Below are 20728 nucleotides of genomic sequence, written 5' to 3' on the forward strand. Positions count from 1 at the left end.
GGCTGGCCGCGGCGCTGGGCATCGGCATGCTCGCGCTCACCGTCCCGCGGGTCCTGCCGCCGGGGGCGCTGCGGATGGCGCGGGGTCTGCCCAGCGTCGTCCTGGCCCGCGGCCTGTTCACGGCGGCCTTCAACGGGGCCGTGTCGTTCGTGCCGCTGTGGCTCGTGACCCACCGCGGGATGAGCACGGCCGCAGGGGGTCTCGTGCTCGCCTTCGCGTCGCTCGGGTGGGCGCTGGGCGCGTGGATCCAGGGGCGGGACCGGCTCCGGGAGTCGGGTGAGCGGCTCGTCGTGGCGGGCGCGCTGTGCGTCGTCGCCGGGGTCGCGGGGTACGGGCTACTCGCCGCGCTCACCGCGCCGCCGGCCCTGGCCGTGCTGGCCGGGGCGGTGCTCGGGCTCGGAATGGGCATGGGCACGACCTCGCAGGCGGTGCTGACGCTGCGCATCGCTCCGGTGCGCGAGCACGCGGCGGCCTCGTCGGGGCTCACTCTCGCCGACACTCTCGGATCGGCCGTCGGCATCAGCCTCACCGGCGCGGTCTACGCCTCGCTGGCGCACCGGCCCGCCGACGTGGCCTTCCCGGCGGTGTGGGCCGCGGCCACGGCCTGCGCCCTGCTCGGGCTCCTCGCCGCAGCGCGGGTTCGCGGGCGCTGACGGCTCAGCGAGCGATGACGTGGCCGGCGGCCGTCGACAGCCGCCACCACGGCCCGTGCCGGTAAAGCACCGGCGGCGTGCGCACCGTCGATGCCGGTGTCGAGGCCTCGTCGCGGGGCAGGAAGCCGAGCGCGTGGGCGCCGAACGCGAGCCCGGCGGGTCCGCCCGCGAGGTCAGGAGCCGGCCGGGTCCAGACGCGACGGCGCAGCTCGTCGACGGCCAGTGCGCCGGCCAGCGGGGGGCCGCCGGCCTGGCCACCGGCTCCGGTCGCGATCTCGGCGATGCCGGCCTCGGCGATCGCGCGCACCGCCTCGATGTCGAGCAGGCCCAACGCTTCCCAGCCGGTGCGGGGCGGTGCGTGGCCGGCCCAGGGTGCGAAGACCTGCACCGGCGGGATCGCGAGGTCGAGATCGCCGGTGCGACGCATCCGGGCGAGGCGGTCCGAGACCGACTCCAGGGAGACGACGACGTCGACGCTCGCGTCGGCCGGGGGCTCCTCGGCGCTCGCCGCATCGGGGGCCGAGGGGCGCTCGGCCGCGCCCACGCCGACCACCCGCAGACCGAGCACTCCCCCGGCGCCGAGCAGCCCGGCTCCGGGAACGAGCCGCACGGTGAGCAGCAGCACCGAGCCGTGTGCGGTGAGCCGCACGGCGCCCTCGGGGTCGGCCGTCTTGGCGCGACCGATGAACGTGTCGAGGTCGGCGACATCGAAGGCGTCGAGCAGCCGCACGTGCCCGGGCGACTCGCTCATCGGGCACCCCCCGCGGCGCCGCGGGCCGAGCGGCCCAGGGCGAGGGGCTCGCCGGCCATGCGTTCCAGGCCGCTGCGTTCCTGGGGCGTGGCCCGCCGGGTAGCGCCGGTCTTCGCGTCGTACCAGACCATCGTCGTCGCGGCGCGGGCGTACACGGTGTCGCCGAGGTCCTCCGGGTCGCGGATGAGGTAGTGCAGCTCGAAGCTGGCGCCGCCGATCCGTCCGGCCCAGACGTCGACGACCACGCCCTGGGGCCGGAAGGCCAGGGGCGCAAGGTAGTCGATCTCGGCGCGCGCGACGAGGGCCCCGGTGTTGTTCAGCTCGTTGTCGAGGTCGAGGGTGCGCACGAGGGCCGCGATCCGGGCGTCCTCCATGAGACGCAGGAACAGCGCGTTGTTGACGTGCGCGTAGGCGTCCATGTCGGACCAGCGCAGGGCCACGGGCACGCTGACGGCACCGGGTGGAGGGGTGGACATAATCCGCATCATCGCAGGCGGGTCCGCCCGCGCTACTCTCGGGCGGGTGAGTGACACCCCACGCGTGCCGACGCCCGACGACCCGGACTTCGACGCCATCGGCGATCTGCTCGAGGTGCTCGACCTGCGCGCGGAGGGCCCGGACGCGTTCCTCGGCCGCAGTCAGCCGCAGCCGCACGGCCGGGTGTTCGGCGGCCAGGTGCTCTCCCAGGCGATGGTCGCCGCGGGCCGCACCCTGCCCGACGACGCGCCGCGGCACATCCACTCGATGCACGGGTACTTCCTGCGCCCCGGCGACGCGACCGCGCCGATCCACTTCCAGGTGGAGCGGCTGCGGGACGGGCGCTCGTTCTCCGCGCGCCGGGTGCACGCGCTGCAGGACGACCGGCCGATCCTCGCGATGTCCGCGTCGTTCCAGACCGCCGACGAGGGCTTGGACCACCAGGACGAGATGCCGGACGTGCCCGCGCCCGAGGACCTGCCGGCCGTCGGCGAACTGCTCGCCGACGTCTCCGACGGTCCCGCGAAGAAGTGGGTCGAGCGGCGCGCCATCGACATCCGCCACGTCGAGGGGCCGATCTATCTGTCTCCAGCTCCGGATCGCGTGGCCCGACAGAATGTGTGGATCCGCGCCGCCGGGTCGCTGCCCGACGACCCCCTCATCCACGCCGCCGTGCTCGCGTACGCCTCGGACTACACGCTGCTGGAGCCGGTGCTGCGCCGGCACGGCATCACGTGGATCGACCCGCGGCTGCGGCCGGCCAGCCTCGACCACTCGATGTGGTTCCATCGCCCGATCCGCGCCGACGACTGGCTGCTGTACTCCCAGTCGTCGCCGTCGGCCACGAGCGGCCGCGGCCTGGGCATCGGGCGCATGTTCTCCCGCGACGGCGTGCTCCTGGCCAGCGTTGCCCAGGAAGGCATGCTCCGCCTCAAGGGCCGATGACCACCCCACCCCCACCGCCAACGACCCTGAGAACTGCGCGTCGTGGTCAGAACTGCGGTCCGTGTCGCAGTCCTCACCACGACACGCAGTCGTGAGGGTCTGGGGCTAGCCCGAACTGGGGTTGACCCCGGCTTGTGGCGCAGGTCGATGGGGATGGGCTCGAGCCGAAAGGAACGACGATGAGCATTCAGGATCGGGTCGGCGGACAGGGCCGCGAACGGCCTCCGCTGCGGTGCCCGCTGTGCGGGTGCATGGAATTCCAGCGCGAGCAGTCGCGGCAGGACTCCCGGTGGGGTTTCACCAGCCACCGCATGACGCTAATGATCTGCCAGCAGTGTCGGTTCGTGCTCAGCTTCTACGACCGGCATTCGATCTTCGACTTCGACTGAGCAGCCCACCCCCGAACTGAGAACTGCGTGTCGCGGTCAGACCTGCGGCACGAACCGCAGTTCCGACCACGACACGCAGTTTTCAGGGTCGTTGGGTGGTAAGGAGTCGTCGGGGGTTAAGGGTCGCTCTCAGTCGCGGGTGAGCTTGCGGTGGGTCACGCGGTGCGGGCGAGCCGCCTCCTCGCCGAGGCGCTCGATCTTGTTCTTCTCGTAGGCCTCGAAGTTGCCCTCGAACCAGTACCAGGCCGCCGGGTTCTCGTCGGTTCCCTCGTAGGCGAGGATGTGCGTCGCCACGCGGTCGAGGAACCACCGGTCGTGGCTGATGACCACGGCGCAGCCCGGGAAGTCCAGCAGCGCGTTCTCCAGCGAACCGAGGGTCTCGACGTCGAGGTCGTTGGTCGGCTCGTCGAGCAGCAGCAGGTTGCCGCCCTGCTTGAGGGTCAACGCGAGGTTGAGACGGTTGCGCTCGCCGCCGGAGAGCACCCCGGCCTTCTTCTGCTGGTCCGGGCCCTTGAACCCGAACTGGCTCACGTAGGCGCGCGAGGGGATCTCCACCTGCCCGACCTGGATGTGGTCGAGCCCGTCGGAGACGACCTCCCACAGCGTCTTGTTCGCCTCCAACCCCTCGCGGGACTGGTCGACGTAGCTGATCTTGACGGTCTCACCGATCTTCACCGAGCCCGAGTCGGGCTCCTCGAGGCCGACGATGGTCTTGAACAGCGTCGTCTTGCCGACGCCGTTGGGGCCGATGACGCCGACGATGCCGTTGCGCGGCAGCGTGAAGCTCAGGTCGTCGATGAGCACGCGGTCGCCGAAGCCCTTGGTGAGGCCGTTGACCTCGATGACCGTGCTGCCCAGCCGCGGTCCCGGCGGAATCTGGATCTCCTCGAAGTCGAGCTTGCGGGTGCGCTCGGCCTCCGCCGCCATCTCCTCGTACCGGGCCAGCCGCGACTTGCTCTTGGCCTGCCGGCCCTTGGCGTTGGAGCGCACCCACTCGAGCTCGTCCTTGAGGCGCTTCTGCAGCTTGGCGTCCTTCTTGCCCTGCACCTGGAGGCGGGCCGCCTTCTTCTCCAGGTACGTCGAGTAGTTGCCCTCGTAGGGGTACAGCCGGCCACGGTCGACCTCGGCGATCCAGCCGGCGACGTTGTCGAGGAAGTACCGGTCGTGGGTCACGGCGAGTACCGTGCCGGGGTAGCTGGCGAGGAACTGCTCGAGCCACTGCACCGACTCCGCGTCGAGGTGGTTGGTCGGCTCGTCGAGCAGCAGCAGGTCGGGCTTGCTCAGCAGCAGCTTGCACAGGGCGACCCGGCGGCGTTCACCGCCGGAGAGCACCGAGACGTCGGCGTCGCCGGGCGGGCAGCGCAGCGCGTCCATCGCCTGCTCGAGCTGGGAGTCCAGGTCCCAGGCGTCGGCGTGGTCGATGGCCTCCTGCAGGGTGCCCATCTCAGCCATGAGCTTGTCGAAGTCGGCGTCCGGATCGGCCATCTCGGCCGAGATCTCGTTGAACCGGTCGACCTTGGCCTTGATGTCGCCGAGGCCCTCCTCCACGTTGCCGAGCACGGTCTTGGTCTCGTCGAGCGGCGGCTCCTGCTGCAGGATGCCGACGCTGTATCCGGGCGAGAGCCTCGCCTCGCCGTTCGAGGGCTGGTCGAGCCCGGCCATGATCTTCAGAATGGTGGATTTACCCGCGCCGTTCGGTCCGACGACGCCGATCTTCGCACCCGGGTAGAACGACATCGACACGTCATCGAGGATCAGCTTGTCGCCGACCGCCTTGCGCGCCTTGGTCATGGTGTAGATGAACTCGGCCATGGTTCGCAAGGCTATCCGGCGCCCCGCCCCTGGACCGAATCCGCCGAGCCGGGGTGAGCCGGGTGGCCACCGATCGTACGGACCGGCGGCCACCCGCTCGGAGACGGTCCGCGACCGGCTCACCCGGCGATCGGCCGGGAGTCCGCGTCGGGTTCGGGGCGCGCGATCTGCAGCGCCACGGGTTCGCGAGCCGCGTCGCCGTTGCGCGGCCCGGCTCCGGTCGCCGGCGCGGGTTCGGCGGTCGTGTGCGGCAGCCCGAACGGCATGCGCTTGGAGAAGTCGGCGTTCCCGCGCCTCAGGTCGTGGCCGATGCTCGTGGCCTCGACGGTGACCTTGGTGCCGCGCTTGTCGCCGCTGCTCCACTGCTGCACCCGCAGCTGCCCGAAGATGATCAGCGGCTGCGACTTGCGCACGCTCGAGCCGGCGTGCAACGCGAGCTGCCGAAACGCCACGACGTCGTAGAAGTTCGAGTCGCCGTTGACGAACTCGTTGCTGCCCGGCCGGCGCCGGCGCGGTGTCGAGGCGAGCCGGAAGGTGACGAACGGGTCGCCGGAGCTCGTCGTTCGCAACACCGGTTCGTCGACCACATTGCCGAGGATCGTCACGTAGGTCTCGTTCATCGGTAGTTCCCTTTCGCTCCACGGCCCGAACGGTCCTCCGCTCCTTCGTCGGGGTCGAGCCGTCCAGACCAGGCTCGCCGCGGAGGCGGGCCGGCACCAGAGCCGCCGAGCAGCCTGTGGATATCGGCAGACGCCGAACGAGCCTGTGGATGGAATCGGGTATCGGCCCGACCGCCGCCGGGTCAGGCCTCGATCGCGGCGTCGAGGTGCTCGCGGGTCGCGCGGTGCCGGGTGAGCACGGCGTCGACGGGCGCGAGGAGTTGACGGTCGGCGACCTCGCCGATCCGGTCGCGCAGCCGCAGGGAGATGACCCGCATGCGCCGGCGGGCCTCGGCCGCGGCCAGCACCCGCGAGAGCAGCGCGAGCAGCACCCCGCCGAGCAGGCCACCGACGGCCAGCAGGGTCGGCACCGGCAGGTACCACAGCGTCGGCGTCTCGGGCACCGGCAGCTGCAGCCACCCCATCGCGGCCAGTGCGGTCAGCCACAGCACCCCAGCGACGGCAGCGATCGCGAGCACCCACTGCAGCGCGCCGACGACCGACCACCACAGCGGCCGGCGCAGGTGCAGCGACGCCCCGAGGATCGCCTGGTCGAGGGAGTCGGCCAATCGCGTCGACTCCGGCTCCGCGGCCTGCTCGACCGCGTCCGCCCACGGCCGCGGAAGCCCTTGCGCCGCAGTGGAACCGAGCCGACGCGTGACGACGTCGACGGCGGCCCGCGCGGCCGGGGTCGGTTGCGGCAGCGACGAGCGCTGCACGAGCCGCTCGAGTTCGGCGGAGGCCTCGTAGCCGTCCTTGCGGTCGCGGGCCGCGTCCAGCCGCAGGCGCTTGAGGGGGTCCGGGCGCAGCCGGCGGGCCCAGCGGGTGAACGGCCAGCCGGTGCTCGCGAGCGCGCGGCGGCGGTGATCGGCGGCGACCGACGCGAGCACCACGGGCACCCCGGCGCTGTCGGCGAGGGCGTCGATGAGGTCGGCGCTCGGCCGCTCCCCCACGCTCGATTCGGAATCGGCGACGTGCCGGCGCAGCCCGGCCGCGGCCTCGCCCACGTCGCCGAGCAGCCGCAGCCGCGTGGCCTCGGCCGCCGCGACCGCCTCCGTGAGCGCGGCGAACAGCTCGGTCAGTCCGGCTCCGGTGGCCGCGGAGACCCCGAGCACCTCGACGTCGGACATGCCGTCCGCGGCGAGCAGCCGGCGCAGGTCCTGCAGGCACTCCTTCGCCTCGACGTCGCCGAGCCGGTCGATCTGGTTGAGCACGACGAGCGTCACCGCCTCGTGATGCCGTGCCTTGCCGAGGTATTCGTCGTGGAGCCGGGCGTCGGCGTATTTCTGCGGGTCGGTGACCCATACGAACACGTCGGTCATGGCCAGCACCCGGTCGGCCTCCGCGCGGTGCGCCGCCCGGGTGGAGTCGATGTCGGGCAAATCGAGCAGCACGAGCCCGTCGGGATTGCCGACCGCCCGCTCACCGCGCTCGCGTCGCCCGAACCACCGCGGGCGACCCTCGCGCGAGCCGTCGCCAGTCTCCTGGCCGGCTGTCCCTGAGGCAGCGGACGCCCCCGGCCCTCCGCCCGGTTCGACCTGGTGCCGGTCGCGCACGCGCAGCCAGTCGAGCAACTCGGTCGCGGGTTCCTCGCCCCAGACCGCCGCGCTCGTGCGGCTGGTCGTCGGGCGCAGGTGCCCCGACCGGGCCACTTCCTGCCCCACGAGGGCGTTGAACAGGCTCGACTTGCCGCTGCCGGTGGCGCCCGCGAGCGCGACGACGGTGTGCGCACCCGACAGCACGAGCCGCTCGGTGGCGCGCCCCAGCACGCCCTCGGCCTCGCGCACCTGGCTGGCCGGCAGGTAGTCGGAGCCCTCGGCGATCGCCGCTCGCAGCTCGTCGGCGGCCGTTCGCAGGGCGTCCGCGGTGTCGCGACGACCCGATCGACCGGCGCGCCCCGACCGACCGGCCCGACCAGCCGACCCAGCCGACCCGGCCGGCACTGAGCGTCGCCGGTCGCCCTGCCGTTCGTCGCCAGACCCGCCGGGCTCCCGACCGGCCCGCGAATCGGTCTGCGGCGTACGGGCGCTCATCGGGCGGCTCGCAGGTCACGGGCGGCCTCGTCGAGCTCCGCCGCCTGCTCGGGTCGCACGTTGGCCCGCGCGACGAGCTCCCGGAGCCGGTCCGCCTCCTCGTCGTAGAGCGCCTGCGTGCGCTCGAGCAGCTGCGCGCGGGCCTTGGCGGCGAGGGTGCGCACGGCCTGGTCGCCGAAGACCGCCTCCAGGAGCCGCTGGGCGAGCACGGCCGAGCCGCCGGCGATGCCGACCTCGGCGCCGCCGAGGGTGCCCATGGTGTGGCTGAAGACGACGAGCATGAGCACGACGCCGACGGCGTTGACGCCCATCGACAGCACGCGGGCGGTCGTGCGCCGGTCTTTGCCCTCCGAGCGCACGAGGTCGAGGATGTCGCTCTGCCATTCGCGCACGAGGGTCTCGGCGCGCTCGGGCAGGTCGGGCGAGACGGCCCCGATCTCAGGCGCGACGGCCGGCACCCGCGAGCGGCCCGGCTCCGTCGAATCGGCCTGCGCCGCAGGCTGGGTCACGAGCAGGTCCTCGGAGCCGGGCACGGCCCGCCAGCGGCGCGCGACCTCGAGCCCGGCGCCCTCGGCGTGCGCGACGAGCAGCTGGGCCACGCCGGACTGCAGCGCCTCCCCGAGTTCGGTGGCGGGCGCGGGCCGTCCGGTGATCGCGGCGGTGATCCGGTCGCGCAGCCGGCCGAAGCCGACCTCGATCTGTTTGAGGAACTCGCCGGTGCCGACGAACTCCTGCCAGCGGGCGAGCACCTCGCCGCGCAGCAGGCGCCCGTCGCTCATGCCGGCCGAGACCTCGTGCAGGGCGCTGCCGTAGGCGCTGGTGACGATGTCGTCGAGCTGGGAGGCGGTCTCGACCTGTTCGGCGCTGGCCCGGGCGAGTCCCTCGACGCGCCGGTCCATCGAGTCGAGCGCCCCGGCGAGTGTGCGGCGCACGACGACCCCGCGCGCCCGGGCGTCTTCCCCGAGCCGGGCCAGCCAGTCCCGCAGCGGCGCGACCTGCTCGTCGGGCAGCATGCCGTCGGAGCCCAGGGCCGACTCGGTGACGGTGAACACCGGTGCGTCGCGCAGCCCCTCGGCGACGAGCATGTCCTTGAGGTGCGCGGAGATCTCGCGCTCGGCGCCCGGCGGCACGCGGTCGAGCACGACGGAGACGGAGGTGCCGCGCTCGACCGACTGGCGCAGCAGGTCCCACGGCACCGCGTCGGCGTAGCGGGCGGCGGTCGTCACGAAGACCCACAGGTCCGCGGCTGCGAGCAGCTGCCGGGCCAGGTTGCGGTTGGCGGCGACCACCGAGTCGATGTCCGGGGCGTCGAGCACCGCCACCCCCGGGGGCAGGGTGTCGACGCTGACAAGGCGCAGCGCCGAGGGGTCTTCGAGACCCGCCTCCCCCTCGTGCCCGCTGATCCGGTTGAGGTTGGGCAGGATCCGCGGGGTCGTGAACCAGCGCTCGTCGTCGGGGTGGTGCACGAGCACGCAGGAGCGGGTCGTCGGGCGCAGCACGCCGCTGCGCGAGACGCGGCGGGCGAGGATCGAGTTGACCAGAGTCGACTTTCCCGCCCCCGTGGAGCCCCCGACGACCGCGAGCAGCGGGGCGTCGATGTCGACCAGACGCGGGATGACGTAGTCGTCGAGCTGAGCCAGCAGCGCGCGGCGCTCGGAACGCGCCTCGTCGGCGCCGCCGACGGAGAGGGGGAAGGCCGCCTGATCGACGCGGTCCCGCAGCGCGGTGACGGCGGCGAGCAGCGCGCCCACCTCAGACGACTCGGTCACCGCACCATCCTCGCCCGCAGTCCGGGCCGATGCCAACCGGCCTCGCCCACGTCAGGGCGCGAGCACGCCTGGATGTGACGTATTCCACGCGGTATCGCGTCGATTCACGTGCGGACCCTAGATGGCCAGCCCCCCGACGAGCCGGTCGTCGGCCAACCGCCGCACCCGGGCCGCGCTGACCTCGCGTCCGGCGAGGAGCAGCACCGCGACGTGCTGAATCACGGGCCACATCTGTTCCAGCTCGGCCTGCCAGGCCGCGCCGACCCCGGGCAGCCACCCCCACTCGTCGGTCGAACCGGTCCGCCGCAACACGGTGGCCACCTCGAACTGGGCAGCCCCGAGCGTCGACGCGTCACCCGGATGCGCGCACATGGCCTCGGTGAGGCGGGTCGGGCTCACGCCGTTCTCCCCCGCGAGATCGCCGCGACGCCGGGCCGCAGCCCACACGCCGGCGTACGCGATGAACGGCCGCGCGGAATCAGGACCCTCGCTCCACTGCAACTGCCGGCCCGGCGCGACGAGGCCGTCCGTCCATCCCCGCAAGGCCGACGCCACCGCGCGTCCCGCGGTGCGGTACGCCTCCGACACACGCTCATCCACACCGATCACAGCCACCCCGTCAGCACATCGACATCCTGTCTCCCGCCGGTCGCGGGCCCCTGCGCGCGCCACCATCCGTGGTGCGCGACCCCGTCGTGCCCCCGGATCCCCCCGAATCCCGTGGACTGCCCGACGCTCCCCCGCCACGTGCGAGGGCCGGCCGCGTGGCGCACCGCATGCGAGTCTAACGAGCGTCCAACTTGGCCGGTGGCGACTTGTCGACAACCATCGACGACCCCGCCGCGACCTCACGCGCACCACCTGAGCGGAGCCTGTGCGCGGCGGCGCGCCGCGGGCCTCACCTACACTCGTGCTACGGCCTCCGGGCCGGATGCCCTCGTAGCTCAGCTGGATAGAGCAAGAGCCTTCTAATCTCTAGGTCGCACGTTCGAGTCGTGCCGGGGGCGCCACAGAAGATCTCTGAGCTGCGCAAACGCGCATGACTGGGCATTTCGCCCTCGCCCTTTGCGGCCGTGCCGCGTGGCCGCCGAAGACGATGGGAGTTTTGCCGCGTCGTCGCGGCAGATTTCCCACTATCTTTCGGGGCCTCCTTCGGAACCGACCGAGCCACCCCGACCCGCGACCTCAGGCTCTCCGCGCCTTCCCGAACGCGGCGCGATCAGTCGCCCCGGGTGCGCAATCGCCGCCCGAGCGCCACCAGCCCGACGCGATGCCAGATATCTGCATGACCGTGCCATTACTGGTCATTTACCTTCAGCTGACTCTCCCGCGGCCGAATTGTGATCCGGCGGACAGCCGCCCACGCACGGACTCCTCGCCGAATCTCGCCCCGGAGCCCGTGACCACCCCTGACCCACCCCGCCCGGTGACCGCCGGGCGGGCCTGAGCGAGGAAGGCTCGGCAAGGGCGAGAGCGGGAGCACCATACCGCCGCGCACGCGGCTCGGGGCGAAGCAGCCATGCGGAGGACCGGAAACCTCCAGCCCGACAGGCCCACTTCCGCAGGCGGTTCCGGATCGACCTCACCATGCGCAGACTCCTTGTCGCGGCGATGGCCGCCGCCCTCATCAGCCCTGTCGCCGCCACGACCGCGGCCGCGGCACAGTCTCCCGCCGTCGCGAGCGCGGCCCTGGCCACGACCGCCGTCCCCGCGCGAACGCTCCCGCTGAAGAGCCTCGCCGAGCAGCGCACCGCCGCCCTCGCGGTGGCCGCCCGCTACGCCGCGCAGGCCCCGAACCTGAGCTGGCAGCAGAAGTCCCGCAACGCCGACGACCTCGCCACGCGCCTGCGGCTGCCGAACATCGGTGTGGCCGAACGCGCCCTGGCGATCGGCAAGACCCAGCTGGGCACGACGTACCTCTACGGCGGGTCGACGCCGCGCGGCTTCGACTGCTCCGGGCTGACCCAGTTCGCGTTCGCCAAGGCCGGCGCCACCCTGCCGCGCACCGCTGCCCAACAGCGCCGTGCGACGCGAGTCGTCACCTCCCCGCGGGTCGGCGACCTCGTCTTCATCGGCGGCCGCACGCCCTACCACGTGGGCATCTACGTCGGGAACAACCGGATGCTGCACTCCCCCCGCCCCGGCAAGGCCGTGCAGATCGCGACGATCTGGACGACGGCCACCTACGGCCGCGTCTGAGCCGGCTCCCAAAGCGCGCTCCGCCGAGTGTTGCGCTCACAGCTCGGGGTTGCGGCCGCAGTCGCAACCCGAGCACTCACCGCAACACCCAGGATGCGGACGGCCGCCACCCGCGAGGCCACCGGCTCAGGGCAGGGCCGCGCGCGCCCGGGTGAGGGAGTCGAGCAGGATGCGCTCCTCGTACAGCGCGTCGGACCCGGCGGTGCCGTGCGACATCCGCACGCGCAGCATGGCCAGGTCGCTGGCCTCGTCCTGGAAGGCGACCATCGCCCGCTGCGCCGGCCGGCCGCCCGCGCGTTGTGCCCAGTGCCGGGCGTCGCGGCGGGCAGCAGTGGACCCGAGCATGCGCACCTCGCCGGGGGTGAGCCACCCGTAGGACTGGTACATCGACAGGGTGGCGCCGATCATCCGGGCCTCGCGCCGCCGCTCCCACGTGACGAACGCGATGGCCCCGAGGAAGATCGGCACCTGCAGCAGCAGGTAGGAGCTCCAGAAGCCCTCGATGCCGGCGACGGCGGAGAGGTTCCACAGGCCGTGCAGGAACATCGCGAGCAGCAGTCCGGCGATCGGCGCGATCCAGCGCAGCACCCCGCGGGCACGTGTCACGGCGACCCCGATCCCGACTCCGGTCCACATGGTGAACAGCGGGTGGGCGAACGGCCCGAGGAGCCCGCGGATGACGAACAGGCCGACGAGGCCCTGCGCCCCGAACTCGGCGTACGCCCGCCCCAGGTAGAGGATGTTCTCCGCGAAAGCGAACCCGGCGGCGCTGAGGCCGGCGTAGACGATGCCGTCGATGACGCCGTCGAACTCCTCGCGGCGCAGCCACAGGATGAGCAGCACCGCCATCGCCTTGAGCGACTCCTCGACCACGGGCGCGACCATGACCGCCGCCACCGACTCGGCGTCGACCCCGACGTTGGCCAGCACGATGATCGACCCGGTGTTGAGCACGATCGAGACGGCGGTCGCGACGAACGCGCCCCAGCAGAACGCGAAGACGAGATGGCTCGTCGGTTCGGCCTCCAGGCGGTCGAGCCACAGCAGCGCGGGCACGACGATGCCGACGGGCAGCGCGGCGAACAGCACCCCGAGGAGGGCGGCCTGGGCCCCGACCTCGATCCCGATCGCGACCGAGAGCAGCAGCGCACCGGCGGTGAACAGCACGAGCAGGGCGGTGCCGAGGAGAAAGCGGCGCAACCATGGTCGGTGGGTGACGTTGATCGGAGCCGGGCGTGCGGCCCCGGGCGGGCTGCCGGGCATCGTGCTCAGGTGTCCCCTCCGCTGGCTGGTCGACCCGCTCGTGTCGAACGACTCGGGGCCCATTATGGCCCGCACCGTAGAGTGTGCCGGGTGAGCAACTCTGGCGGACGGGCACTGACGGATCGCATCGTATGGATCGACTGCGAGATGACCGGACTCTCGCTCGAACACGACGCGCTCATCGAAGTCGCCGCGCTCGTCACCGATTTCGAGCTCAACCAACTCGGAGACGGTGTCGACGTCGTCATCGCCCCGCCGGCCGAGGCGCTGGAGCAGATGGGTGACTTCGTGCGCCGCATGCACACGACGTCCGGGCTGCTGACCGAGCTGGAGGCGGGCCTGTCGATGGAGCAGGCGCAGGCGCAGGTGCTGGAGTACGTGCGCGAGTGGGTGCCGGAGGCGGGCAAGGCGCCGCTGGGCGGCAACACGGTCGGTACCGACCGCGCGTTCCTCGCCCGCGACATGCCGCAGCTGGAGGGTCACCTGCACTACCGCAACGTCGACGTCTCCTCCGTCAAGGAGCTCTCGCGCCGCTGGTACCCGCGGGTCTACTTCGCCGCGCCGGAGAAGCACGGCGGCCACCGCGCCCTCGGCGACATCCGCGACAGCCTCGCCGAACTGCGCTACTACCGGGAGGCGGTCTTCGTGCCCGCCCCCGGACCCGACACCGCGACCGCCCGCGCGATCGCCTCCCGACACGGAGTGCAGGCTCCCGCAGGCGCCGACGCGAAGCCCGCTGCGGCGTCGGACCCCTCCGCCTGAGCCCGCGGCGAGACCCCGTCCGGAGCACCCCCGCGGACCGGGTACGATGGTCGCCGCCGGTCTTCGCCGAGGGGTCTTGGATGAGCCCACGAGCGGCGGCGTCCGAGCATGGTGGGTGTAGCTCAGCTGGTAGAGCACCTGGTTGTGGTCCAGGGGGTCGCGGGTTCAAGTCCCGTCACTCACCCCAAGGCGCCGGCCCCGAGCATTGAGATGCTGGGGCCGGTTTCTTCTTGTGTTGACCTGGTCGAAGGCCATCTCCGACGTACGCCACTGACAAGATCAGTCAGCGCGATGTCCGCGACGCCTGGCCGCGCGCGTGCCGATCAGCTTCGACCTCGACGTGCCTCGACCACGTCCACCGCAGGCCGCCCGCACGCGCACCGGTGATCAGCAAGGTGCGGGTGACCGGTGAGGCAAGCGCATTGGCATCCAGGAAGAGCAGCGGCGCGTCACTCACCGAACAGCTCAACCTCGATGTCGGCAGCAGACGATTCGGCCATACGGCGCATGAGCTCGCGGCTGTACCGCTGGTATTCGCGCAGTGGGATGCGGTGGTGAGTGCCGACCTTGGTGGCCAAGATGTCGCCGTCCGCGATCCTGCGCAACACCGTGGATCGAGACATCCCCAGCCGCTTCGCGACCTCGGCGGGAGTCAGTAGCTCCACCCGAGTAGAGAAGTCGACGACCTCGCCGCGCTTCTTCGCCGAGTCCAAGAATGCGCGCACCCGCGCCCAGTCCTCATTCGACAGGTGCGCCGGGTCCACGGTCATGCTGTCCATGCTCCCAGCGTACCCGGCATTGACCACTTAGCGTCCGCTAAGTGTCCAGACAAGGGCGCGCCCGCATGACACGCGACCGGGGAACCCGCCGAGCTGGGTCGATCCCCACCGCGCGGCCGGCGACTTGTCCGTCAGCGCATCCCCTCCAGGTCCGCCACGTCAATCGCGCCTTTGTGCAGCTTTCCGCCGGCGATGAGCGACGGGATCGTCACGGTGCGGATCTCGTCGTCGACGACGCGCATGCCCGCGTCGATCGCATCGCGCACCCGGTCGGAGCCGGACAGCTGGGCGATCCGCTCGATCGCCGGCCGGTCGTAGCCCGCCTCCGCGAGCCACGCCTGCAGCTGCGCCTCCGCCTCCGGCGCGCTGGCGTGCTCGTTGAACCACACCTGCCAGGTGACGCCGTCGGGGCGCTGGCCGGTGAACATGTGCTCGAGGATCGCCCAGTCGGTCGGGTTGTCGGCGTGGGTGCCGGCGTCCGCCTCCGTGAGCCGCACGGCGGTCAGGTACCGCGCGACCAGCGGGGAGTTCGGGAAGCGCGGCGCGAGTTCGAGGCCGATCGGGTACACGATGTACGTCACGTTGTGCGTCTGCGCCAACCCAGCCTGGCGCGCGTTGCGGAACAGCTGGCCGCAGAACTGGCAGCCGGGGTCGATGACCTCCAGCGCCGTCGGCAGCCCCTCCCGGTATCCGCCCTGGTAGCTCGACTGCGGCACGACGTACTCGGCGGCGTCCCACGTGCGGAACGCGCCCGGCACCGCCGCGATCGTGTCGCCGACGTCGGCGGCCTCGTTGCGCACCGCGCCGACGACGTCGCCGCGCAGCAGCGACTCCCCGAAACCCGGTCGCCCCGTGCCGATCCCGCACCCCTGGGTCGCCGACAGCGAGCACGCCGCCGGGTCCGCCTTGTCGCACGTGCCGTACACCGCGAGGTTCAGCCCGCTGCGCAGGACGATGTAGAGGCTGACGACCAGCGAGAGCACCATGACCCAGGCGACCACCTCGATCGCCACCGACGCCGGCCCGACCAGGCGCGGCGAGCGCAGCGCCAGCGGCGCGAGCAGGGAGTCCTTGACGTCCTGGCGGAACGTCGTGTCGCACGGGCGAAACGTCACCTTGCGCGTCACGCAACTCCACGCCCGGCCCAGCAGCCGCCGGTACTTGGCCGACACCGCCGACAGGAACAGCAGGACGATGAACGCGGCGATGCAGAGCATCACAGCCCTTTCATGAGCTTGGCCATGGTCTGCTGCACCTTTTCGACGTCGCCACCGGTGTTGTGCGCCCCCACGCTGAATCGCACCACCGGCGGCAGCTGCCGTTGCTCGATGAGCCAGTGGTGGGCGCAGAAATACCCGCTGCGCACCATGATTCCCGCGCGCGACAGAAAAGTCGCCAACCGGTGCCCGTCGACGCGCTCCGGCACCACGCTGACCAGCGACGAGCCGCGGTCGCTGAGGATGTTCAGGTGCGGCAGGTCCGCCAGCGCGTCGTACAGGGCGCTCGCCACGGCCGTCTCGCGCGTCTCCAGGTCCTCCCCGGTCGCGTCGCGGTACCCCTGCAGCCAGTCGAGCGCCGCGCCGAGGGCGATGATCTCCCCCCAGGCCTGCAGGCCCGGCTCCAGGCGCGTGTGCGGTTCGGGCAGCAGCTCGTAGTCGGAGGCGGTGACGCCGGCGACCTGACCGCCTCCGATGAACGTGACGTCGAGGCTGTCGAGCAGCTCGCGGGTGGCCGCGACCACCCCCAGCGACGCGCCGTACACCTTGTGCGCGGAGAAGCACACCGCGTCCGGAGACAGTTCGCGCACCTGCGACCACGCGTGCGGCAGCGCCTGCGCGGCGTCGACGATGACGACGCCGCCGCGCTTCCGGGTGCGCGAGATGAGCTCGGTCAGGCCGGGGGTCGGGGCCCCGTCGACGTTGTTCATCGCCGAGATGACCACGAGGGCGTCGTCGAGATCGCTGTCGTCATAACGCAGTTCGCCGTCGGGCCCGCGCTCGAGCAGCACCCGCTCGATGCCGGCGCGGCGCGCGTGGCTCATCGTGCTCAGGAACACCGAGTTGTGTTCGGTGTGCGTGGTGACGACCCGAGCGAACCGCGGCGGCAGCTGGTGCATGAGCAGGTTGAGCCCGTACGTCGTGTTGAGCGTGAAGGAGACGGCGTGCTGGCGCGGCGACAGATCCAGGGCCCGCAGCACCGCCTCCCGGGTGGCCTCGACGCGCTCGTCGACCTTACGGCCCCACTCGTAGCGCACCCGCTCGCCGCACGCGTTGTACTGCAAGTAGTACTCGGTCATGGCGTCGATGACCGGCTGGGGGCGCAGGGTCTGGCAGGCCGAGTCGAGGTGGACGCTGTCGGCGGGCAGGTAGTCGAAGCCGTACCGGCCGCCCGGGGCCGCGGTGGGGGCCGGCTGGGGGCGGCCGAAGAGGCCGCGCAGTCCTCGGCCGGCGCGCTGCTCGCTCATCGGTCGGCGCCCCGGTCGGCGATCGCCTTGTCGATGGGGTCGGTGAGGTCGCTGAGCCGCTGCAGCGTGAGCTTCTCGCCGTCGAGGAAGAACGTCGGGGTGGTCTCGACGCCCATCGAGACGCCCTCGTCGAAGTCCTGTTTGATGCGCTCCACCGTGGCCTGGTCGGCGACGGCGGCGTCGTAGGCGGCCATGTCGAGGCCCAACTGCTGTGCGTACGAACGGAACAGCCCCGCCATCGGCTCCTGCCGCTCGCCCCAGCGCTGCTGCGACTCCAGGAGCATGTTCGCCATGTCCTCGGTGCGGCCCTGCTGGGCGGCGGCCTCGACGGCGAGCGCGGCCGGCACCGAGTTGGCGTGGCCGGAGAGCGGGAAGTAGCGGATGACGTAGTTGATCTTGCCGTCGTACTTCGTGCGCACGTCCTTGAGCACGGGGTGCAGCGCGCCGCACGCCTCGCACTCGAAGTCGAGGAACTCCACGAGGGTCGGCGCCTCGCGGCCGGCGTCGTCGAGCACATGCGAGTTGGCCGCGGCACCGGGCAACGCGCCGTCGCCGGACGGCTGCGCGGGGTCGGAGCGCCCGAACAGCGCGGCGCCGCCGAAGCCGAGCAGCCCGCCGACGACGAGAACGGTGAGCACGATGGCCCAGCGCATGCGGGAGCTGCCGCGCGGGGTCGGGTTCTTCGTGGCGCCGGAACCGGGGTCCGGGGTGGGGGATGTCGGAGATGACATGAGGGTGGTGCTCCTTCGGCGATGGCCTGAGTGGCCTGCTGCTGTCTGCGTCTGGGTCCGGGGGTCTCTTGGCGACCCCGCCGGAGGTCGCGGCCCGTGACGGGGCCGACGAACGAAGCGCGCACCCGGCAGATGCGCCGGGCGTCGGATCAGCAGGGCCGCGGCGGACCGCGGCGTTGCAGCGGCTCGTGGTCACCGACGCCCGCGGCCACCAAAACCGGAGCCGGTGCCACCGGCGGGCGAACCCCGGCCGCCACTACCGAAAGCGGCGGAACCAACCGGCTCCCCAGCCGGTCGCGGATCGAGGCCAGCACCGCGAGCATCCACGGGCCGGCGCCGAGGGCGCGCAGCAGGACGATCGTGGCCACCACGAGCGCCGCAACCAGTGCCAGCACCCCGAGATGGATGGCGACGGCGAAGTTCGCCCCGGGTGAAAACGTGTGTTGCGGGCACGCGCCGGAGCGGGACAGCACGCCGAGGTGGATGCCCGCGGGAACGACGGGAGCCGCCGCGTGCAGACAGGCGGTCGCACCGAGTCCGAGCAGGGGCGCCAAGCGCAGCAGGCCGACGGCAGCCAGCACGACCAGCACCGCGGCGCCTCCTGCGCTGCGTGGCCGGCGACGTGTCATCGGCGGTGGTGAAGCGATGCGCCCAGCCTACGTTCCGCCTGGCCGCCAGCGGCACCTACCGCTCCGGCCGCCCCTCGGCGATCTGCCGGAAGCGGTCGAGCCGGTGCTCCCAGCCGCGGCCGACGGCGTCCAGCTGCGCGGCGAGACGGGTCAGCCGCCACCCCAGCGCGCGGTAACGCAGCTGCCGGCCCTCGCGGGCCGACTCCACGAGGCCCGCCTCCGCGAGCACGGCCAGATGGTGGGCGATCGCCTGCCGGGTCACCGGAACCCGCTCGGCGAGTTCGGAGGCCGACAGGGCCTGCTCCCCCACGCGGCACAGGATCTCCCAGCGCGTGTCGTCGGCCAGCGCCGCGCACATCGCCACCGGAGAGGCGGCCCGGGCGGGCCTTCCAGGTCCCGTCACGCGACCGTCTCCGCGTGCCGCACGAACGCGTCGAGCACGAGCGTCCACCCGGTGACGTTGTCCTCCATCGCGGCCCGGCGCGCCGCCGTGTCCAGGTGCGTGAAGCCGGACTCGACGACGGTGACGAGCGTGCGGTCGGGCCCGTCCGGCGCCAGGCTGAACTGCACGAGGGAGGCGGTCTCGCCGGGCTCCTCGTCGCCGAGCTCGCCCCACAGCAGGTCGAAGTGGCTGGGCTCGTCGAAGCGCTCGATGCGCACCGGCATGAGGCCGTGCCCGACCCACTCGAGCGTGCCGGCGGCGCCCTGTCGCATGCCGTCGGGGAAGACCGCCGGGTGCCCCCACCAGGCCTCGATCGCGGCGGGGTCGGTCAGCGTGTTCCACGCGGCCTGCTGGGGCGTGCGGACCAGCACGGTCCGCGTGATGCGGCCGGCGTCGAGGTCGGCCTTGGCGGTGGTGTCCATGTCGCTCTCCTCGCGATGCGCAAACGGTTGGTTACACCAGCCAGTCTGCGACGAGCGCACCGGACGTGCAACCAACCGTTTGCTTGACGCGAGGTGAACCCCGGTCGACGCGTGCCGCGACTACACCTGCACGACGCCGAGGAGCACCGCGATCAACACCAGCGCGACCGAGAAACCCCACATGATGAGGAACGAGTACCGGATGTGGCGCCCGACGTTGGCCTCGGCCAGGCCGAGGGCGAGCCACATCGCCGGGGCGAACGGGCTGACGAACGTGCCGATGACGTTGCCGACCATCATCGCGTAGGCGGTCGAGGCGGTCGGCACGCCGAACTGGCTCGCGGTCGCGTCCACCAGCGGCAGCAGCGAGAAATAGTACGCGTCCGTGCTCGTCAGCAGGTCCAGCGGAACGCCGAGCACACCGACGATGATGTGCAAATAGCCACCCACCGCCGGTGGAATGACCTCGAGTAGCGACAGCGCGATGGATTGCAGCATTCCGGAGTTGTTGAGCACGCCGAGAAACACGGCGGCGGCGATGATCACGGCCGCCATCATGAGCGCGTTCGGGGCGTAGACCTTGATCCGGTCCATCTGGGTCTGGGCATTGGTGAAATTCAGCGGCAGTGCCAGGGCGACACCGATGAGGAATGCCAAGGCCGGAGGAAGCAGGCCAGCAAGCATGACCGCCAGAATGATGAGAGCCAGGACCACGTTGGCCCAGAAGACAACGCGACCTTTGGTGATTTTGTCGACGACATCGGTGCGCGACTCCAGTTGCCGCGTGTGGAACTCGTCGGCGATCTGCCGCACGTCGACATCACCGGCGTGCACGAACTCCCCGGAGGCGACGCCCGCGTCGATCCGCCGAACCTCGCGAAGGCCGAGCACCGCTGCCAGGATCAGCAGCAACACCAGGCCGGCGCCCTGCACGGGCAGCAGCGGCTGGTACAGCTCGACGGGGTCGATCCCGGTGGCCGCGGCGGTGCGACCCAGCGGACCGCCCCAGGGCACCATGTTCATCAGCGAGGCCGACAGGCACACGAGCAGGAGCAGCAGATAGCGGCTCATGTTGAGCGCCTTGTACGGCGGCAGCAGCGCCGGAATCGTCAGCAGGAACGTCGTCGCCCCCGGCTCCGTCGAGATGCGCGATGGCACCGATGAGCACCGTGCCCATCGCCACCAGCACGACCCGCCCGCGCGTCATGACGATGAGGCCCCGGATCAACGGGTCGAAGAGCCCGGCGTCCGACATGATCCCGAAGAAGATGATCGCGAAGATGAACATCACGACGACGTTCATCACCGACGACAGGCCGGATGAGAAGAACTCTTGGATCTCGCTCAGGCCGAATCCGGTCAACAATGCGCCGATCACCGGGATGACGACCATCGCGACGATCGGTGAGACCCTCCCCCAGATGAGGAGCCCGACAGTCACGGCGATGATCGTCAGGCCGGAGACGGTGAGCAGAGTGTTCGGCTCTGTCACCGACTCCGCGGCCAGCAGAATGTCGGGCATGGTCACAGCATTCCCTTCTTTGCAAAT

Annotated in this window: 22 protein-coding genes, 2 tRNA genes and 1 pseudogene; 7 read left to right on the forward strand and 18 right to left on the reverse strand. The window is 71.8% G+C overall.

The window, feature by feature from the left end; genetic code table 11:
- The coding region (locus PINTE_RS23280) for an MFS transporter (RefSeq protein ID WP_373280160.1) at positions 1 to 653 on the forward strand (653 nt) is incomplete at its 5' end.
- A gap of 4 nt (positions 654 to 657) precedes the next feature.
- Here PINTE_RS23280 and PINTE_RS13255 read toward each other — a convergent pair.
- Together PINTE_RS13255 and PINTE_RS13260 are read right to left on the reverse strand one after the other, a co-directional pair.
- Complete coding sequence (locus tag PINTE_RS13255) at positions 658 to 1404, reverse strand: DUF8185 domain-containing protein (protein WP_084343575.1); 747 nt, start codon at positions 1402 to 1404, stop codon at positions 658 to 660.
- Entirely contained in the window at positions 1401 to 1880 is a 480-nt protein-coding gene (locus PINTE_RS13260; protein WP_084343580.1) for an acyl-CoA thioesterase, read from the reverse strand. Before PINTE_RS13260 ends, PINTE_RS13255 begins: the two co-directional genes overlap by 4 nt.
- A gap of 46 nt (positions 1881 to 1926) precedes the next feature.
- Here PINTE_RS13260 and PINTE_RS13265 point away from each other — a divergent pair, with 46 nt between their 5' ends.
- Positions 1927 to 2826 carry an acyl-CoA thioesterase gene (locus PINTE_RS13265; protein WP_245642937.1) on the forward strand — a complete coding sequence of 300 codons (900 nt, stop codon included), beginning with the start codon at positions 1927 to 1929 and terminating at the stop codon, positions 2824 to 2826.
- 179 nt (positions 2827 to 3005) lie between these two features.
- Positions 3006 to 3215: a hypothetical protein gene (locus tag PINTE_RS13270; protein ID WP_068431480.1), complete on the forward strand. Its 210-nt coding sequence runs from the start codon at positions 3006 to 3008 to the stop codon at positions 3213 to 3215.
- A gap of 129 nt (positions 3216 to 3344) precedes the next feature.
- Here the strand turns inward: PINTE_RS13270 and ettA are convergent, their stop codons facing one another.
- The 5 genes from ettA to PINTE_RS13295 all read right to left on the reverse strand — a co-directional run bounded on the left by ettA (position 3345) and on the right by PINTE_RS13295 (position 10103).
- On the reverse strand, positions 3345 to 5027 hold the full coding sequence (gene ettA / locus PINTE_RS13275) for an energy-dependent translational throttle protein EttA (RefSeq protein WP_068431430.1): 1683 nt from the start codon (positions 5025 to 5027) through the stop codon (positions 3345 to 3347).
- A gap of 119 nt (positions 5028 to 5146) precedes the next feature.
- Positions 5147 to 5647, reverse strand: a complete 501-nt coding sequence (locus PINTE_RS13280; protein WP_068431437.1) for a single-stranded DNA-binding protein — start codon at positions 5645 to 5647, stop codon at positions 5147 to 5149.
- 182 nt (positions 5648 to 5829) lie between these two features.
- A complete protein-coding gene (locus PINTE_RS13285) occupies positions 5830 to 7719 on the reverse strand; it encodes a dynamin family protein (RefSeq protein WP_084343577.1) in 1890 nt (629 codons plus the stop codon).
- Positions 7716 to 9488 carry a dynamin family protein gene (locus PINTE_RS13290; RefSeq protein ID WP_068431441.1) on the reverse strand — a complete coding sequence of 591 codons (1773 nt, stop codon included), beginning with the start codon at positions 9486 to 9488 and terminating at the stop codon, positions 7716 to 7718. The genes PINTE_RS13285 and PINTE_RS13290 overlap by 4 nt, the downstream gene beginning before the upstream one ends.
- Positions 9489 to 9605: 117 nt before the next feature.
- The gene (locus PINTE_RS13295; protein WP_157087239.1) at positions 9606 to 10103 is read right to left on the reverse strand and encodes a hypothetical protein; all 498 of its coding nucleotides are present in this window, start codon (positions 10101 to 10103) and stop codon (positions 9606 to 9608) included.
- Positions 10104 to 10421: 318 nt separating this feature from the next.
- Between PINTE_RS13295 and PINTE_RS13300 the strand changes: the two genes are divergently transcribed.
- Together PINTE_RS13300 and PINTE_RS13305 are read left to right on the forward strand one after the other, a co-directional pair.
- Positions 10422 to 10498, forward strand: a tRNA-Arg gene (locus tag PINTE_RS13300).
- A gap of 577 nt (positions 10499 to 11075) precedes the next feature.
- On the forward strand, positions 11076 to 11687 hold the full coding sequence (locus PINTE_RS13305) for a C40 family peptidase (protein ID WP_084343578.1): 612 nt from the start codon (positions 11076 to 11078) through the stop codon (positions 11685 to 11687).
- Positions 11688 to 11813: 126 nt separating this feature from the next.
- Here PINTE_RS13305 and PINTE_RS13310 read toward each other — a convergent pair whose 3' ends face one another.
- Positions 11814 to 12950: a PrsW family intramembrane metalloprotease gene (locus PINTE_RS13310; RefSeq protein WP_245642938.1), complete on the reverse strand. Its 1137-nt coding sequence runs from the start codon at positions 12948 to 12950 to the stop codon at positions 11814 to 11816.
- Between the two features lie 147 nt (positions 12951 to 13097).
- Between PINTE_RS13310 and orn the strand changes: the two genes are divergently transcribed.
- Both orn and PINTE_RS13320 read left to right on the forward strand, forming a co-directional pair.
- Positions 13098 to 13712, forward strand: a complete 615-nt coding sequence (orn, locus tag PINTE_RS13315; protein WP_245642939.1) for an oligoribonuclease — start codon at positions 13098 to 13100, stop codon at positions 13710 to 13712.
- 111 nt (positions 13713 to 13823) lie between these two features.
- Positions 13824 to 13899, forward strand: a tRNA-His gene (locus PINTE_RS13320).
- Positions 13900 to 13995: 96 nt separating this feature from the next.
- On the opposite strand, the gene PINTE_RS22770 is transcribed toward PINTE_RS13320, so the two are convergent.
- The 10 genes and pseudogenes from PINTE_RS22770 to PINTE_RS24910 form a co-directional block, all read right to left on the reverse strand.
- Positions 13996 to 14169 carry a hypothetical protein gene (locus PINTE_RS22770; RefSeq protein ID WP_157087240.1) on the reverse strand — a complete coding sequence of 58 codons (174 nt, stop codon included), beginning with the start codon at positions 14167 to 14169 and terminating at the stop codon, positions 13996 to 13998.
- Positions 14162 to 14491 (reverse strand): helix-turn-helix domain-containing protein, encoded by a 330-nt coding sequence (locus tag PINTE_RS13325; RefSeq protein WP_157087241.1) that lies wholly within the window; start codon positions 14489 to 14491, stop codon positions 14162 to 14164. The genes PINTE_RS22770 and PINTE_RS13325 overlap by 8 nt, the downstream gene beginning before the upstream one ends.
- A gap of 131 nt (positions 14492 to 14622) precedes the next feature.
- On the reverse strand, positions 14623 to 15708 hold the full coding sequence (locus PINTE_RS13330) for a DsbA family protein (RefSeq protein ID WP_068431498.1): 1086 nt from the start codon (positions 15706 to 15708) through the stop codon (positions 14623 to 14625).
- Positions 15708 to 16955: an aminotransferase class V-fold PLP-dependent enzyme gene (locus PINTE_RS13335; RefSeq protein ID WP_068431465.1), complete on the reverse strand. Its 1248-nt coding sequence runs from the start codon at positions 16953 to 16955 to the stop codon at positions 15708 to 15710. The genes PINTE_RS13330 and PINTE_RS13335 overlap by 1 nt, the downstream gene beginning before the upstream one ends.
- Positions 16952 to 17686: a DsbA family protein gene (locus PINTE_RS13340; protein ID WP_245642940.1), complete on the reverse strand. Its 735-nt coding sequence runs from the start codon at positions 17684 to 17686 to the stop codon at positions 16952 to 16954. Before PINTE_RS13340 ends, PINTE_RS13335 begins: the two co-directional genes overlap by 4 nt.
- A gap of 149 nt (positions 17687 to 17835) precedes the next feature.
- Complete coding sequence (locus PINTE_RS22775; protein ID WP_068431476.1) at positions 17836 to 18276, reverse strand: hypothetical protein; 441 nt, start codon at positions 18274 to 18276, stop codon at positions 17836 to 17838.
- Between the two features lie 94 nt (positions 18277 to 18370).
- Positions 18371 to 18718: an ArsR/SmtB family transcription factor gene (locus tag PINTE_RS13350; RefSeq protein ID WP_245642941.1), complete on the reverse strand. Its 348-nt coding sequence runs from the start codon at positions 18716 to 18718 to the stop codon at positions 18371 to 18373.
- On the reverse strand, positions 18715 to 19179 hold the full coding sequence (locus PINTE_RS13355) for an SRPBCC domain-containing protein (RefSeq protein ID WP_068431478.1): 465 nt from the start codon (positions 19177 to 19179) through the stop codon (positions 18715 to 18717). The genes PINTE_RS13350 and PINTE_RS13355 overlap by 4 nt, the downstream gene beginning before the upstream one ends.
- Positions 19180 to 19299: 120 nt before the next feature.
- A complete protein-coding gene (locus tag PINTE_RS13360; RefSeq protein WP_245642942.1) occupies positions 19300 to 20337 on the reverse strand; it encodes an SLC13 family permease in 1038 nt (345 codons plus the stop codon).
- 34 nt (positions 20338 to 20371) lie between these two features.
- Positions 20372 to 20701, reverse strand: a pseudogene (locus PINTE_RS24910) (SLC13 family permease); the annotation flags it as partial.
- Positions 20702 to 20728 lie beyond the last annotated feature (27 nt).

Source organism: Piscicoccus intestinalis NBRC 104926, from assembly GCF_001515525.1.
GTDB classification, from domain to species: domain Bacteria; phylum Actinomycetota; class Actinomycetes; order Actinomycetales; family Dermatophilaceae; genus Kineosphaera; species Kineosphaera intestinalis.